Here is a 14,898-nt window from a genome sequence, read left to right on the forward strand (position 1 = left end):
AACGAGTGTCAGAGATTAAAGAATATGAACCGAAACCTATTATTAACAAGTGAGATGATGGAAAATCAAGAAACGATGATGAAAAAGCGGGATTTTGTAGCCGAACGGGTGAAATGCCGTATCGATGGCCTATTGGAAGAGGCCGACAACTATACGCGAATCATGAATGAGGATTATGAGTCATTTTTTATGGATCATGCGGAAGATATGTATAAAGTACAGCTTGAACTTTCCGAATACCGCAAGTTGAAAGCCGTGGTAAGCTCCGGAAGCCTTGAAGATATCCGGTCATATTTGGTAAATAAAGTGAATAACATTACCAATACCCTGCTTGGCGAAAAATTGCGATTAAATACTACCGGCGCCACTACCCAGCTTGCCCATATTTTAGAACTGGAATTGATCCGGGATTTACGCGGCAAGTTTATCATGTTCCTTGACTTTATCGGTAAAGACGAGAATGTCGCCGGATAATAAAAAATCGAGCGTGACAGCCCGGAAGGCGTCAAGAGACGGGCGGACGGTGTGGAAAGACACACGGGGCAATGGTTTTTGCGTTGGGGTTCGATTCCCCATGCCCCACAAAATCCAACCATTAAAACTTAAAGTTATGAAAGCAACAATGAATCCAACAAAAATGGAGGCGCGGATCAAACAGAAGCTGCGCACGCTGATCGGCAACGTGACACACATGCAGAATGTCGCCGACCAAACGCTGGAGCTTATCAAGAGCATCCTGACAGAGGACGAGCGAAACGACTCGGACACCTGCCGCGTCGTCGAGAACCTGTCGTGCGTGTGCGAGGAGGCATTACAAGTGTTGTGCGAGGAACTGAAAAAGGGAACCCGGCTTTACGAGATTCTGAACGAAGAAGGAATGCGAACCAAAGCCATTGACAGCCTTTGATTATGAAAGCCATTGAGAATTTTTCGGGGAACCCTCTTTATCGTCTATTATCTTTTGAAGAGCTTCCTCAGTTATACAAAGAGTTGATTCTTTCCCGTTATGGAACTCCGTATACGGATAGGCCAGCGGGCGACAGAACTGTTCCGGGAAAGGATCCTCTTTCAGGAATTTTTGGAGCTGACTCTGAGCCTCGAACGGATCACCCCGAAAAAAGATGTCATAGTCTTGAAACAGGCCGTCGACTATCGCTCGGAACTCCTTTATCGAGGATAAAGAGTTCGAAGAAGAACGAAACCGAACAAGGTCGGCGACAAATCCTTGAAAAGGCGTATGCAATTTATCGTGAATTTCGTCGAACAATGGGGCTTCGATGTCTATCGCGTAGTCAATTCTACGCAATGTCGCGGCACTGATTAGGGTGTCAAGGACAAACTGGCGATACCGATTTGCCTTTTCGGCATCCAAGTATGTAATCACATAGTTCAATCTCCATTTCTTGGGAGTTTTTCCGGACGGTTTCATGATGTAGTTATTGTAAACAATCGCAAATATAACAATCACCAAATAAACAGACAAATGAGAAAGCAGATATTGACAGACAACGAAACTAAGGCCTTCTTGATAAAGACCTTCCAGTGTTCGCGCCAAGCGGTATGGCAGGCATTGACCTTCCAGCGCAACAGCGACCAAGCCCGGCGGATACGCCATCTCGCCCTGCAACGCGGCGGTAAGTTGACAGACGGCTATGCACCGAAGTGCGAGACTTCCTACGAAGAGGGAGAAAAAACGATGACCCAGAGATTCGGGTCACGTGTAAAGATAGTGGCGTATAGTGAGACCGGGAATGTATCCGTGTTCGTGGACGACCGACTGAAAGAGAATTACGAGAATTTGGACGTTTGCAGCCTCATGCAGTTGCAGAGCGAGGTGGAACAGATGGCAGCCGTGTTGTAAGAGGAGGCGATATGGAATACTACGGAAAGATATTGTGCATATCGTACCACGATCTGACATACGACGACCGCCCCGTCATCATCGATGGGAAGGGCGACTACAGCAGAAGTCGTGCGTTGAAAGATGTACATCCGTCGATGCTTTCCGAGGAAGAACTTGCACCCATCATGTCAGAGGCCAATTATAAGCAGCTGGCAGCCCGGGGACAAATCCATGTGGTACGTTCAGGAAGGGGGTTGGGAGGTTATGCTCTGGTAGAAGTGGCCACCCTTCCCATTCGGTTTCAGGAGAAGATAAAGCTAAAATACGGGGACATGAAAGACGATATTCTCAGGAACTGGTTCGGCAGCCACTTCCACATCGACGCAAAAGCACGAGAGTTCTATTCCCGATTCCGTTTCGACAACGGTAATACGCTCCCTCCGGAACGCATACAGGAGTACACGGTGAACGCCTCGGTGATAGAGAGTGTACTGGCGCTGATGGCCGACACGGTATTGATGCGCAAAGCCATGAAGGGCGGCCCGGTGAACTGGGGCGAGATGGCGGGGGCGATCAGTTACTATCAAATCGAATTCGGGCATACGTTGCCGATCAGCGCCAACCGCTTCAAGAGGCGCGTGTGGGATTTCAAGGCTCAGGGATATGAGAGCTTAATCAGCGGAAAGTTCATGAACCAGAACCGTCGCAAGGTGACTTACGGCATCGAGCGGGTGCTGCTGGCGATAGACGCCCAACCGGAACAGCCCTATAACACGACGGTATGGGAACAATACAACCTGTTTCTGGAAGGAGAATGCGAATTATTTGACCCGGAAACGGGCGAGATACTCGATCCTGCCGATTTTACAGACAAAAACGGCAACCCGATCGTGTTAAGTCCCAAGACGGTGGCGAACTATCTGACCAATCCCAAGAACAAGGCGTTGAGGGCGAAACATCACATGAGCCAATGGGACTTCAACAACGCCTACCGTCCGTACCATTTACGCTACACGGGAGCCTATTCGCTCAGCAAGATCTCCCTCGACGACCGTGACCTCCCTCGTCCGATGAAGGACGGCAACCGGGTAAAGGCTTACTACGCCTACGATGTGGTGAGCGGCGCCGTGGTGGGCTACGCTTACAACCGGCTGAAAACCGCCGAACTGTTCCTCGACTGCATGCGCAACATGTTCCGGACCCTTGACCGCAACGGCATGTACATACCGGCGGAGCTGGAAGTGGAGCACCACTTGGTGAAGGACTTCGCCGACGGCCTGATGCAGGCCGGCACGGTGTTCCCGCTGATCCGTTGGTGTAACCCCGGCAACTCGCGGGAAAAGCGGGCGGAGCATTTCAACCGCCAGAAGAAATACGGCGTGGAGAAACGCTCGCAGGCGGGCATAGGCCGCTGGTGGGCCCGTCTGGAAGCGAACCGTCCGAAGGAAGAGAAAGTATATGACGAGTACAACGACACCTATAAGGTGAAGAGCTATACCTACGACGAGCTGGTGGCCGACGACATTCGCTCCATCGACGAGTATAACAACCAGCTACACCCGAATCAGAAGCGATACCCCGGCATGACCCGCTGGGACGTATTCTGCAAAATGCAGAACCCGAACCTCCGCCCGTGGGACAAGGCCGTGCTTTACCGGTATATCGGCTTCCACACGAACACGACCATACGGAACAACAGCTATTTCAAGGTACAATACAAGGATTTCCGCCTTCCCGACCCGGAAGTCATCGCCCGGCTCGAACCCCGTAACTACAAGGTTGAAGCCTATTATTTGCCCGACAGCGACGGAAACATCGACGAGGTGTATATCTACCAGAACGGACGGTATCTCGCCGCCTGCAAGCCCGCACCGCGTTATAACGAGAATACCGTCGAGCAGACAGCGGCCGACCGCGAGGCTTATACCGAACAGGCAAAATATGTAGCCAAGTTCGACAAGATGATCAAGGAGGGCAAAATCAAGCCGTTGGGAATCCTGAGCAAAGAGGCCTCGAAAACGGTATCCACCGTAAAAGCCGAGGCGGTGGAGACGCAGCCCGCCGACGATACGGAAGACTATTCGGCATATCTCAATGTGTCGTCTTTTGAAAGAGATGCCATGTCCAAACTCTAACGATATTAAAAAAACATTCAAACAGCATTCAATATGGAAATAACGAACGAATTGAAACAACGGATTGCGGAGGCGATAGCAGCCGACCGGGGGAACTATCCCAGCGACAACCGCCATGCGACGGCTCTGGGTATTTCTCCGAGCGTGTACAACTCCATCAAAAGAGGAAATTATGAAAAACAAGTGAGCGATGCCAACTGGGTGGGTATCGCCCGGAGGCTGGGTGTGCAACTGCGGGCCGAAATGCCGTGGACGGCGGCCAAGACCCCTACCTATGCGTTTATCAGCAAGCAGTTGGAGATGTGTCAGGAGAGCGGACTGAGCGCCATTCTGTGCGACATGCCCAACATTGGGAAGACCTTCTCGGCGAAGGTGTACGTCAAAAACCACAAAAACGCCGTGTATGTGGACTGTTCGCAAGTGAAAACGAAACTCAAACTGATACGGTATATCGCCAAAGAGTTCGGCGTGAGCAGTTACGGACGTTACGGCGACGTCTACGAGGATCTGGTGGCTTACCTGCGCACGATAGACACCCCGCTTATCGTACTGGACGAGGCCGGAGACTTGCAGTACGAGGCTTTTTTGGAATTGAAAGCCCTGTGGAACGCCACCGAACGCTGCTGCGCATGGTACATGATGGGAGCCGACGGGTTGAAAGAGAAGATAAACCGGGCCATCGAGGGCAAGAAGGTGGGTTACACCGAGATGTTGAGCCGGTATGGCGATACATACAGCAAGGTGACCCCCGACGATGCCAAAGAGCGCGAGAAATTCCTGCGGGCGCAGGCCGCCATCGTGGCGAAGATGAACGCCCCGGAGGGCTCGGACATCGCCCGGATCGTAAACCTTACCGGCGGCGGGCTTCGCCGGGTATATACCGAAATCGAGAAATTGAGGAGGGTGCAGATATGATGACGAAAATAACATTAGAGGATAAAGGTCAGAACATCTTGTGGTTCAAGGTAAACGAAGACGGTATTGTCGAAGAAGCCGGTCCATTCCAGAATGAAATATGGAAAGACGCATATATTCCTTTTCGGAAAATCCGTGTCGGACAATTGCCCCCCATATCCTTTTATCCGTATATTATATTCAATTTTCTACAATATAGGGTCATATCAATAGAGCCAAGCCATGAAACTGAAACGAGCGTACAGCCCCAAAGAGGTGCTTAACATGAAGATACCCTGTTACGAGTTCACCGGGCAGTGGTTCGTCTCTATCGGCCGACCTGCCAAGAGCGGGGTGTGGATCATCTGGGGGTCGAGCGGGAACGGCAAGAGCTCTTTTGTCATGCAACTGGCCAAATACCTCTGCGCGTTCGACAAGGTGATATACGACAGTTTGGAGGAGAGCACGGGGCTCTCTTTGCAAATGTCATTGAAACGCCATCGAATGGAAGAGGTACGCAAGCGGCTGCTGATTCTCGACCGGGAACCGATCGATCAACTGGAGGAACGGTTGAAACGAAGGGGCAGTCCCAGAGTGGTGATCATAGACAGTTTCCAATATAGCGGGTTGAGCTACCCCGCTTACAAAGAATTAAAGGAGCGGCATCCCAAAAAGCTGTTCGTTTTCATCAGCCATGCCGAGGGAATGCACCCAGCCGGCAGGACGGCCCGAAAGGTGGAATACGATGCCGATGTCAAAATCATGGTGAGCGGCTTCAAAGCATGGTGCAAGAGCCGTTTCATGGAACAACCGGGCGAGCCCTACACAATATGGGAGGAAGGCGCCGCCAAAACATGGATGGGAGATGGACAAAAAGAGTATGCGCCGGAAGAACCTGCTGTATAGGCTCCGGAAGAAGGGAGTGAAAGTCAACACGAGAGAACGCTGTGTTTACCTGCCCTACGGCAGCGAGCCGGACAACATCGCACAGGTTCGCCGTCTGCGGAGAGAATATGATTTTGTAGTGCAATTTGAAATAGTATGATCATGGAAAAGACGCAAGAAAACATCTGCTGCATTTGCGGCAGGAAGTTCATCGGATACGGGTATAACCCATATCCGGTAAAAGAAGAGGGACGCTGCTGCAAACTGTGTAACTACACGGTGGTACTGGAAGAACGATTGAATGAATTTTACGAACGACAAAACCACAGAAAAAAAAATGAACAAGAAAGTGTACATCAGCGGGGCGATAGCCCATTATGACTTGGAAGAGCGCAAGGCGGCTTTTGGAAATGCGGAACGATTCCTTGCCTTGAAAGGCTACAATCCCGTGAACCCGTTCAAGAATGGGCTGCCCGACGAGGCGCATTGGCGGGAGCACATGCGGGCGGACATCGCCCTGCTGCTCGGTTGTGATTATATCTACATGCTTCGAGGCTGGGAGCTGTCGAAGGGCGCCAAGCTCGAGCTCGACGTGGCCAGCTCGTGCGGCATCGAAGTGTTGTTCGAAAACCAGTTTAATCTTTGAATTATGGAAGAAAAACAAAAGGTGCAGGTCGTATTTGAGTTTGACCGGGAAGACTTTGAGTCGATCATGACACTGAAAAGTCCGGAGGAAAAAGAAACGGCGGAAGAGGTGTGGAATGCTATGGTTAAGGAACCGGTGGTTGTCAAGGTTGACTTGCTCGACGAAAGGGATAGATACGATGTGAAAGTTATTATGGTGAGTTGGGCGATGTATGCAATCGCCGATAGATTGGAGGAATGAACATGGCACAGGAAGTAACCAATTTCGCCCGGTTTTACGCCCTGTTCGGCAAAGTGCCCTATTACGGCGACCGGGAAGAATTTAAGCGCTCGATCGTGAGGCAATATACACGGAATCGCACCGAGAGCCTGCGCGAGATGACCCGGGCGGAGTACAACGAGTGCTGCACCGCTCTGGAACAGCTGACCGGGCAGGACGAATGGCGAAAGAAACTGCGCGAGGAGCTGCGGTTCCGCCGAAGCGTATGTCTGAAACTCATGCAGAAAATCGGCATCGACACCACGGACTGGGCAAGGGTCAACGATTTTTGCCTGAATCCCCGGATCGCCGGCAAGCCTTTCGGCCGGCTCGATACCGAAGAACTGGAACAACTGGCCGTAAAGCTGCGCTCCATCGAGCGGAAGGGAGGGCTGAAAGTGAAGGAAACGGAAAAGAGACAAGAACACGAAGTGAAACAACCGGGCCGGGCCGTCTATGTAATCATAGACCCCAACGCCCCTAAAAACTAATAGAAATGAAAACAGAAGCACGAAAAATCCTTGACGGGATTAAAATCCAACTCCTTGAAGCGGCGACATGGCTGTCGGCCGAAGAGCGGGAGGAGTTTTTTAGCGACATCAACGAATGGACATACGAGCAGTACGAGGCGGCATTGGTCTGTCAAGAGCCTGAAATGCAGAATTACGAGGAGGACGATGCATGACCCTGAACGACCAGAACAAGGTGAAAGCGGCCGGCTTCACCATTATCCGCAAAGACGACTATCCGATGCCGAAAATCAAAGTCAGCACAAAGCACAACGGAGGGTGGAAAACTTACGGAGTGTATGAGACGAAGGCCGCGCGGGACAAAGCGTTCAAGACCCTTTTAGAAAGCGACAAGATTATCAGTGATTAACAAACCATTAAAACAATCAGAATTATGGAAGAGAGAAGCAAACAAACCGTGTTAATGACGGAAGAGGAAAAGGCCGAGTTCGAGGCCTTCCAACGGGAAAAAGCGAGAAAAGCGGCCGAAGAGAAGGCCAAAGCCGACCGGGAAATGTACAGGCAGATGGTGGACGAGGAGATCGAGAACTCCATTCCCGTGTTGCTGGGTATCAGCGAGGAGATCAAGGAGAGCAAACAGAAGGTGCTTGACAATTTCAAGGCTATACTTGCCATGAAGTCCGACCTGTTTAAAACGAAGATGCGCAACGACCAACGCAGTCATACCTTCACCAACAGCGCGGGCGACAAACGCATCACACTGGGCGTGTATGTGACGGACGGCTACCGGGACACGGTAGAGGACGGAATCGCCATCGTGAAGGAGTACATCGCCTCGCTGGCCAACGACGAAAAGACGCAGGCATTGGTGAACATGGTGTTCCGGCTGTTGAGCCGCGACGCCAAAGGCACGTTAAAGGCCAGCCGTATCGTGCAGCTGCGCAAGGTGGCCGAAGATACCGGTGACGCACGGTTCATGGAGGGTGTGCGCATTATCGAGGAGAGCTACCAGCCGGAGGTGAGCAAGCAGTTTATCCGCGCCGAGATGAAAGATAGGAACAGCATGTGGAGACCCATACCGTTGGGAATGACCGAATCGTAAAGAATAAGGTCATGAATCGGGGCCGATGGCGATTCGCAGAATAGTCGTTGACTCCTTAAACAGGAAGTGCCGAAATGTGAAAAATCGGCACTTTTTTTATACAAAACGGGTGAAAATCAATTATATTTGCATTATGGGCAAAGGGAGAGACAAAGAACTGATCAAGCTGAGGGACGAGGCGTTGTGCCGCCGTTACTATTACTGGACCGAGGTGCAACGGTTGCGGTTCGATGACGCGCTGCGCATTCTGTCGGAGCGTGAGTTCTTTATCTCCGAGGAGCGTATCATGACTATTATCCGGCGTAAGTCCCGCGAGGGGACCGACAAGGACTTCAAGCCCCTGCCCAAAGTGAAAGTTCCCCGGCTGAAAGCCTCACAGCTCGAACTGTTTCCCACACTATGATTCCATCGCCGACTCGTCGTGCAACGTAAACGAAAAGGTCGTCTCGAACACCTTGATATATCCCGGCAGCGCATATTCCCGGCTTTTCTCCCGCACGAGCGGCGATGCGTTTTCCGAGCACTGCAAGCATTGTAAGGTTTGGTACAGCTTGTTCGCCGTCTGCTGGCGTTCGCGTACTTTCTCGTAGGTTCCCGAGGCGTGACTGGTGTCGTGGTAGCAGTCGATGGCGAGGCGCACGGTAATGAACGACTCGCTGTTCTGCGCCCCGTAGCCGAGGTCGTGCCAGTTCGAATCGGTGTTTCCGATCAGCACGCAGGGGAAGGTGACCGGGTAGTGGTCTTCGTCGGCTCCCATTTCCAATTGGCCGTAGTCCTCGTCGATGAGCGACAGATCCGGCATTTCACGGGCGATTTGCTCCATGATGGTGATAAAAATTTCTTCCATGATTTTATAAGTTTAATATAGTTCTGATTTCTTTTTCGATTCTCTTTTCTATTTTTTCGTTGAGCTCCTCACTATCGCCAAGAAATTGTCGTTGTGGAATGTGTATGTTCAGTTTCTTTTTCTTGGTGAGGGCAAGTCCTTTCCACATCTGCGCCTGTGGGTTGGTTGGTCGTTTGCTTGTCGCCTTTCCCCGGCTTTTCTTCCCCGTATTTTTCTTTGTTTCGCCCGAGGTTTCTCGGTACTTGGCCCATGCGAAACGCCTCATACGATCTGTAACAGTTACAGAGACAGATCCACCCCAGTTGTGAATGGGGGCGTAGATCACATCGTTCGATATTTTTACCCGGTAGTCAGACGGTATGTATTTGATTGATTTGAATAGATGATTGCGACCGGAAAGTAGCGTGTCGTAGTTGCCGGCGGCATCGGTTCTACCGGAGGAGAGCCGCTTGGACTTCGGCCACGGGTGCAGTCCTCCGTTCACAAAGCCTCCTAACCGGAAGTTGTTTTGAAAATGGTCTTTGGCCATACGTCCAGCCACAACTGGCATCTTACGGCGCATCATCTCATCCAGCTCCTTGTGTTTCTGTTCTATCAATTTTGCAAAATCTTTTATATCCATAAGGTACAGTAATTCAAGAATAATTCGTAATTTTGTACGAGGTATCAAATTATCTTTAATATATTATGTTATGAACATACCTGAACAAGTAAAGAACGAGGCTCGTAGTGTAATGGAACAGTACGGTGGACACCTTGAATATCTAGGTGATGTCGACAACCAAAAAGCATGGTTGCTTCGTCTCCCGGACGATACCGTTGTAGGATTCCCATTTTTGTACTTATATAAGGGAGGTGAGGCAGTCGAAATAACCGGGCCTTCTGTTTTTGATTTCATTGACTTATATATTAAAGATACTAAGGAAATTTAGATTGAATAATTTGTTATCTATTCTCATAATGCCTCTACAATTGTGTGAGTTTGGAGCTCCTATTTCACACAAATATTTGATATCTTTCCATTCCATTCCAGAGCCTTTTGAATTATCGCTTTGTGGTTCTATATACCTCAGTTCTCCATCTTTGAACCGTTGCAAAATAGTTGCATGTCCACCGCCACTTTTCCATCCTATACATAATTCATAGACTCCTTCATCCTTACAGACTTCGTTAAAATATTCCATATACCTTTGAGGTGTCATTTTCAAGTAATCCTTAGACCGTAACCAGTCGTTTATACTAACATGTTTCGCTGGTGTTCCATCTGTGTTCTTCCAAACTTCAAAGGCACGTCCTTTGCTTAAATATTCGAGTTTGGAACCCGGAGTGTTCCCTTTTGCCGTAATATTAAATCCTCTTAATCGTAAAGCATAAGCTGGTGCACAGGTTTGGCAGTTTATGCTGAACGGATAATCCCTCTTTCGGTTGTACTTTTTATTTTTTCTGTATTTATGCCCTTTTTTGTCCTGATAAGCCCCTTTGGAATCCAAAATGAACTCATCTACATGATTCGGGTTGGCATTCTGCTTATCTGCTTTTTCCACACTCATCGGCTTCTTCTTTATAATTTTGAGGGCCTTTTCAATTTCAAGGTTATTTCTGGCAATGGCAATCTTTTCTTCTTTTGTAAGATTATCCGGCATTTCAGCAATCATTTTATCGATGCGAGCCGTCAGCTTATCAACTGCTTTCTTTGCCCCTTTATACGCATTCTCTATATATGGGTGCGAATCTGAAAACAGTTTGCCGTCCTTCCCCGGATTGTTGTCCAGCCCGGGGTGCGGGTTGTCCTTTTTCGTGAAGTCGGGGATTTCGGTCACCGGGTCGTCCGTCGAGGAGAGGTCGCACTTGCAGTTCCAGCGGTCGCCCGGGCGGTGCTCGTTCCAGAACGGGTCATCGATGGGGCGAACCGTCCCCCAGAATACCATGTGGTCCTTCCCGGGATTGACCGAGGTGGAAGGCATCCACCGCAGATTGGGCAAGATGTCCTTCTCCCGCTCGAACTGCTGCCAGTCGGCCGCCTGATGCGCCCGCAAGACCGCCGTATTGTATTCGGTACGCAGCCACTGCCCCACCTGATGCGAGGCGATGGGCATCACCTCCTTCCGCCACTGTTCGAACGGTTTTAGATTGCCGTTCGAATCCAACAATAATTTGGCCATGTCGTTCTGCATACGGTGTACCTTGAATGCCACGAATACCTCGTTGTTCCGCAGAATGGCCGTGCGGAAGTCGTCGTCCGGATCTACTACTTCGGATTCATCGAATCCTTTTCGGGCGGCCTCGTTTATCCGGTCGCAAATCTCGTTGAACAGGTTTATCTCGATGTCGGTCATCGGGTGGAAGTTCTTGCCGTATATGTTCCGCAAGGCGCGGCGCAACACCTCGCCGGAGAACTCGAAGCCCGAGGAGACCTCACCCTCCTTCGCCTCATAAAGGCGGTCGACTACCAGTCTAAAACTGCCCCGCCGCCCGACGGGGCTTTTCCGAAAAAACGGGCCAGCCGGTCGCGGAAGGATTTTTTGCGCTTGGAGTCGGGCTTAGGGTCCGGGGCAGGCTCCTCTATTTCTTCCTCCTCCGGTTTTTGCCGTTGCTGCTGTTGAAGCCGCTTAACGGCGGCCTCTTCCCTTTTCCGCACCTCTTCCCGCTCTCTTTTCAATCGGTCGTAGTCGGCCGGCTTCTCGATGCCGAACTCCTCGTAGAGGTAGTCGTCGGAGACCGGCAGGTCGAACTGCCGGGCGATCTGCGTGAGGATATTGACCTTCGCCGTGGGGTCTATCTCCTTCTTCTCCGGGAAACAGAAGTTCCCCCCGGCCGTGTCGATGCCCATGCGGGCGAAAATATCGGCCATGTCGTAATTGAGCACATCGAGGAGATACCGCTTGTCAGCCTCGGCCACTTTGTCCTCCACCTTTTTGTGGACAGTACCCAAAGCCTGCGTGCCGTTTTCCGAGGATTCGGTCGTCAGCGTATTACCGAGGACGAGTTTGGAAATCTCGTTGTTGCACCGCTCGCAGAGCCGTTCGTAGACATCGGCCGAACCGGTCTTGTTGCCGGCTTCTATAAAATTGAGTTTGGTGTCCTCGTCGTGGAAGAACTGTGCGAGGCTTCCGATATTCGCGGCGTCCTCTATCGCCCGCTGGCGGGACTGCTCGTCATCGGAGTTATAGACATACTCCTGTATGGGCATACCGAAGAGCTCGGAGAACTGCGACCAGTCGCCGGTGGTGTTCCGTTTGTAGATGACCCACGGCGCCGCCTTCGCCAGCAGCCCCAAGTCGTCGGGACTGCCGATGAACAACAGGTCGGAATAATTCTCCCACGGCAGGCCGACGATGTCCGTCTGGTGACGGAGGATAATCCGCCTTACAGGATCCACATGCTTGCGGGGGATAAGGTCGTAGTCCACCCATTCCCCCTCCCGGTAGAACTGGCAGAGGGAAAAGCCCCAGAACTTGGCGTCGATGATGTCGCCGACCAGCCGGTTGAACCACGGGGAACGAATCTGCTCGTTCACCGCGTCGTCCGGCTTGCCGTCCCTGCGGAACTCGATGTCGGAGCAGAGCACGGCGTTCTTCCGTTTCTCGATCACGCAGGTGAGGTGCGTGTCCATGAGAATGTCGGCATACAGGTCATATAGCTTGTAACGCCTTGAATAGTCCACGTTCTCGGCGGCTCGGACGGCCGTCATATAGTCGGCGATGTCGATGCCGAACCGTTTGGGCTGCGTGAGCACGATGACATTCGGTCTCTTTTGTCCGGGAAGCGTCAGATTGCCTCCGACGGTGATGATGCCCCGGTTATTCTGTTTTTGTTTCTTTGCCATAGTCTTATGTGATTACCAGTGGTTTGTCCTTTTTCGGTTGCTCTCGATGCGGAAGTTCGAGTTTCCGGCCCGTTCCTCCGCCGGCAGGAGCGGCGCCCCCTCGATGGAGATCTCCTCGGCCGCCACCGCCTTCATCCACTCTACGGCCCGTTCGTACCGGTCCTTCCGCATGGGCGAGAGTTTCTGGGGGTTGTGGATACAAAAAATGTGATAGACCGCGATGTCGATGACCATCATCAATACCAATTGGTTCCTTTCCTCCCCGGTGGCGGAGAAGATTCTGTCGCAGTCATAGCGTTTCGACAGGTAGCACCGCATTTCGGCGATAGCCCTGTCCTCGCATATTTCGATGACGGGTTCGTCCTCCCGTACGAGGGCATCCAGAATGTCGCGGTGGATACTCGCGTCATAGTCCCTCAATTCGACAAATTGACTCATAGGTATAGGGGTTAAAGGGTTATAATCTTCGTTTGTTCCGTCTCCGCAACTCTCTCCGGGTCTTGACCACCGGAGGCTCCGACCGATGTATGAGTTCATCGATGATGCGGTTGCCTCCTTCCACGGCATCCGGGCCGTCCGCCGGATAGCGTAACGAAAGCGTGAACAGCTTGAACTGATCTTCCAGTTCTTTCATGTGCGGATTGTCCTTCTCCGCCTCGTTAAGGATCAGGTTCCCCTCCCGGTTCAAGGGTTCGAGGTTGGCCTCTATCCGGGTTCCCTTGTCGGTTTTCTTCTTCTCGTCCCCCCGGATATAAAGCGATATTTTCTGCTCTTTCCGGACTTTGGCCACGAGCGGTTTGAACACCTGCTGAAAGAAAGGGTCTTGCAGTTTGTTGTTCTCCATGTAGCAATACACGGTGGCTTTTCCGCCGACGAACTCCAACAGTTTGACATACCAACCGATGAATTCGGCGTTCAGGGCTTGGGAGAGAAAAGTCTTGATGACATAAAGCCGTCCCCCGAGTTTGCCGAGCAGCGAGACCGTCTTGAAGGACTTGCCTTTCTTTCCCTTGCTCTCGCCCGGCGCCGGGTCACCGTATGCGACCAAAAATTTAAATTTCGATAAGGGTGGAACCTTGCCGTAGGCGATGGTCTCGAATACTTCCCCGACAGAAATCGGGTTGTTGAAGTATTCTCCCTGCGCCGCTTTGGTGGATATTTTGGACAGCGTGCGGTCGATAAACTCTTCCGTGTTCTTCTCCGGCCAAGTGGAGCGACCGTTCCTGTCTCGAATGTTCACGATGTCCCAGTGGTCGGCCATGTCCCCGGCCCGTACCACGCAGCAATCTTTGGCGATGATGTTTCCGCAAAAGATGACAAGCGTCGGTTCCGAGATAGATCGCGTCGGATACAGGGCGTTTTCCCACCAGTCCCACCGCTTCTGTATCGTGTCTGGGTTCTTAGTGTCCTCGTCCGTGTCGAAGTCGTCCACGAGCAGCACGTCCGGGCGAATGGCCTCGTTGCGCGAACCCCGGGGCGACTGTCCCGCGCCGATTGCACGGAACGCCACGCCTCCTTTGGTGACGAACTCGTCCTCCGTCCATGAGCCGGGCGTCTCCTGTTTGCCGTAATAGGCCTGTATGCGGCCGTTGGCCTCCAAATTGGCCCGGTAAGGGGCCAGCAGCCGGACAGCGTTGTCCTTGCTGTTGGAGGTCATGATGACGTTCTTCTTCCGCCCGGTGAGCGTGACGAACAGGACGATAAACATGGAGACGGTAGACTTGGCGAGCTCCCGGCTCCACGAAAGCACCTCGAACCATTCGTCGTGTGCGATGATGCGCTGTATGGCCCGTTTCTGGAAATCGGCGAACTCATACTTGGCATAGTTCGGAAAGAAGAACTTGATCCACTCCACCGGATGCCTTTCGAGATACCGGCGGTGCTTCTCCCGGTCGGCGGCGGACATGGATTTGTCCACCGGCGTGGCCCTATCGATGTCCTCCTTGAACTTCTCCCAGTCGAGGAGTGCTGTTTTGTCGATCTGTTTCATGA

General features: G+C 51.7%; 23 protein-coding genes. 16 read left to right on the top strand and 7 right to left on the bottom strand.

Annotated elements, in window-relative coordinates; all coding sequences use genetic code 11:
* Nucleotides 1-24: 24 nt before the first annotated feature.
* Both QVD32_RS00625 and QVD32_RS00630 read left to right on the top strand, forming a co-directional pair.
* Entirely contained in the window at nucleotides 25-474 is a 450-nt protein-coding gene (locus QVD32_RS00625; protein ID WP_287709951.1) for a hypothetical protein, read from the top strand.
* A 136-nt stretch (nucleotides 475-610) separates the two neighbouring features.
* Nucleotides 611-907, top strand: a complete 297-nt coding sequence (locus QVD32_RS00630) for a hypothetical protein (RefSeq protein WP_195330958.1) — start codon at nucleotides 611-613, stop codon at nucleotides 905-907.
* Here the strand turns inward: QVD32_RS00630 and QVD32_RS00635 are convergent, their stop codons facing one another.
* Entirely contained in the window at nucleotides 908-1,429 is a 522-nt protein-coding gene (locus tag QVD32_RS00635; RefSeq protein ID WP_287709952.1) for a hypothetical protein, read from the bottom strand. It abuts the gene before it with no gap.
* 54 nt (nucleotides 1,430-1,483) lie between these two features.
* Between QVD32_RS00635 and QVD32_RS00640 the strand changes: the two genes are divergently transcribed.
* From QVD32_RS00640 to QVD32_RS00700, 13 genes are all read left to right on the top strand, one after another.
* The gene (locus QVD32_RS00640) at nucleotides 1,484-1,861 is read left to right on the top strand and encodes a hypothetical protein (RefSeq protein WP_195330960.1); all 378 of its coding nucleotides are present in this window, start codon (nucleotides 1,484-1,486) and stop codon (nucleotides 1,859-1,861) included.
* 11 nt (nucleotides 1,862-1,872) lie between these two features.
* Nucleotides 1,873-3,978, top strand: a complete 2,106-nt coding sequence (locus QVD32_RS00645; RefSeq protein ID WP_287709953.1) for a hypothetical protein — start codon at nucleotides 1,873-1,875, stop codon at nucleotides 3,976-3,978.
* A 33-nt stretch (nucleotides 3,979-4,011) separates the two neighbouring features.
* On the top strand, nucleotides 4,012-4,893 hold the full coding sequence (locus QVD32_RS00650; RefSeq protein WP_195330963.1) for an AAA family ATPase: 882 nt from the start codon (nucleotides 4,012-4,014) through the stop codon (nucleotides 4,891-4,893).
* Nucleotides 4,890-5,156 (top strand): hypothetical protein, encoded by a 267-nt coding sequence (locus QVD32_RS00655; protein WP_287709954.1) that lies wholly within the window; start codon nucleotides 4,890-4,892, stop codon nucleotides 5,154-5,156. Before QVD32_RS00650 ends, QVD32_RS00655 begins: the two co-directional genes overlap by 4 nt.
* Nucleotides 5,116-5,778 (top strand): P-loop NTPase family protein, encoded by a 663-nt coding sequence (locus tag QVD32_RS00660; RefSeq protein ID WP_287709955.1) that lies wholly within the window; start codon nucleotides 5,116-5,118, stop codon nucleotides 5,776-5,778. The genes QVD32_RS00655 and QVD32_RS00660 overlap by 41 nt, the downstream gene beginning before the upstream one ends.
* Before the next feature lie 141 nt (nucleotides 5,779-5,919).
* The gene (locus tag QVD32_RS00665) at nucleotides 5,920-6,138 is read left to right on the top strand and encodes a hypothetical protein (RefSeq protein ID WP_287709956.1); all 219 of its coding nucleotides are present in this window, start codon (nucleotides 5,920-5,922) and stop codon (nucleotides 6,136-6,138) included.
* Nucleotides 6,095-6,403 carry a DUF4406 domain-containing protein gene (locus QVD32_RS00670; protein ID WP_195330965.1) on the top strand — a complete coding sequence of 103 codons (309 nt, stop codon included), beginning with the start codon at nucleotides 6,095-6,097 and terminating at the stop codon, nucleotides 6,401-6,403. Before QVD32_RS00665 ends, QVD32_RS00670 begins: the two co-directional genes overlap by 44 nt.
* Before the next feature lie 3 nt (nucleotides 6,404-6,406).
* Nucleotides 6,407-6,643 carry a hypothetical protein gene (locus QVD32_RS00675; protein WP_287709957.1) on the top strand — a complete coding sequence of 79 codons (237 nt, stop codon included), beginning with the start codon at nucleotides 6,407-6,409 and terminating at the stop codon, nucleotides 6,641-6,643.
* A 2-nt stretch (nucleotides 6,644-6,645) separates the two neighbouring features.
* On the top strand, nucleotides 6,646-7,152 hold the full coding sequence (locus QVD32_RS00680; protein ID WP_195330967.1) for a hypothetical protein: 507 nt from the start codon (nucleotides 6,646-6,648) through the stop codon (nucleotides 7,150-7,152).
* A gap of 5 nt (nucleotides 7,153-7,157) precedes the next feature.
* Nucleotides 7,158-7,346: a hypothetical protein gene (locus QVD32_RS00685; RefSeq protein ID WP_250793170.1), complete on the top strand. Its 189-nt coding sequence runs from the start codon at nucleotides 7,158-7,160 to the stop codon at nucleotides 7,344-7,346.
* Nucleotides 7,343-7,540 (top strand): hypothetical protein, encoded by a 198-nt coding sequence (locus QVD32_RS00690; protein WP_287709958.1) that lies wholly within the window; start codon nucleotides 7,343-7,345, stop codon nucleotides 7,538-7,540. The genes QVD32_RS00685 and QVD32_RS00690 overlap by 4 nt, the downstream gene beginning before the upstream one ends.
* Before the next feature lie 24 nt (nucleotides 7,541-7,564).
* Nucleotides 7,565-8,233, top strand: coding sequence for a DUF3164 family protein (locus tag QVD32_RS00695; protein WP_287709959.1), 669 nt, complete (start codon nucleotides 7,565-7,567; stop codon nucleotides 8,231-8,233).
* Nucleotides 8,234-8,366: 133 nt separating this feature from the next.
* Complete coding sequence (locus tag QVD32_RS00700) at nucleotides 8,367-8,636, top strand: transposase (protein ID WP_287710014.1); 270 nt, start codon at nucleotides 8,367-8,369, stop codon at nucleotides 8,634-8,636.
* On the opposite strand, the gene QVD32_RS00705 is transcribed toward QVD32_RS00700, so the two are convergent.
* A complete protein-coding gene (locus QVD32_RS00705; RefSeq protein ID WP_195330977.1) occupies nucleotides 8,631-9,080 on the bottom strand; it encodes a hypothetical protein in 450 nt (149 codons plus the stop codon). The two genes, QVD32_RS00700 and QVD32_RS00705, sit on opposite strands and share 6 nt — an antisense overlap.
* Before the next feature lie 4 nt (nucleotides 9,081-9,084).
* Nucleotides 9,085-9,702 (bottom strand): phage virion morphogenesis family protein, encoded by a 618-nt coding sequence (locus QVD32_RS00710; RefSeq protein WP_287709960.1) that lies wholly within the window; start codon nucleotides 9,700-9,702, stop codon nucleotides 9,085-9,087.
* A gap of 70 nt (nucleotides 9,703-9,772) precedes the next feature.
* On the opposite strand from QVD32_RS00710, the gene QVD32_RS00715 reads away from it, so the two are divergent.
* Nucleotides 9,773-10,012, top strand: a complete 240-nt coding sequence (locus tag QVD32_RS00715) for a hypothetical protein (RefSeq protein WP_287709961.1) — start codon at nucleotides 9,773-9,775, stop codon at nucleotides 10,010-10,012.
* Here QVD32_RS00715 and QVD32_RS00720 read toward each other — a convergent pair.
* The 4 genes from QVD32_RS00720 to QVD32_RS00735 form a co-directional block, all read right to left on the bottom strand.
* Nucleotides 9,983-11,416: a phage minor head protein gene (locus QVD32_RS00720; protein WP_287709962.1), complete on the bottom strand. Its 1,434-nt coding sequence runs from the start codon at nucleotides 11,414-11,416 to the stop codon at nucleotides 9,983-9,985. The genes QVD32_RS00715 and QVD32_RS00720 overlap by 30 nt on opposite strands.
* Nucleotides 11,417-11,526: 110 nt before the next feature.
* Nucleotides 11,527-12,906: a phage portal protein family protein gene (locus tag QVD32_RS00725; protein ID WP_287709963.1), complete on the bottom strand. Its 1,380-nt coding sequence runs from the start codon at nucleotides 12,904-12,906 to the stop codon at nucleotides 11,527-11,529.
* Between the two features lie 12 nt (nucleotides 12,907-12,918).
* Entirely contained in the window at nucleotides 12,919-13,344 is a 426-nt protein-coding gene (locus QVD32_RS00730) for a phage protein Gp36 family protein (RefSeq protein ID WP_287709964.1), read from the bottom strand.
* A gap of 19 nt (nucleotides 13,345-13,363) precedes the next feature.
* Nucleotides 13,364-14,896: a hypothetical protein gene (locus QVD32_RS00735; protein WP_287709965.1), complete on the bottom strand. Its 1,533-nt coding sequence runs from the start codon at nucleotides 14,894-14,896 to the stop codon at nucleotides 13,364-13,366.
* Nucleotides 14,897-14,898: the final 2 nt, after the last annotated feature.

The organism is Barnesiella sp., assembly GCF_022723415.1.
Lineage (GTDB): Bacteria > Bacteroidota > Bacteroidia > Bacteroidales > Barnesiellaceae > Barnesiella > Barnesiella intestinihominis.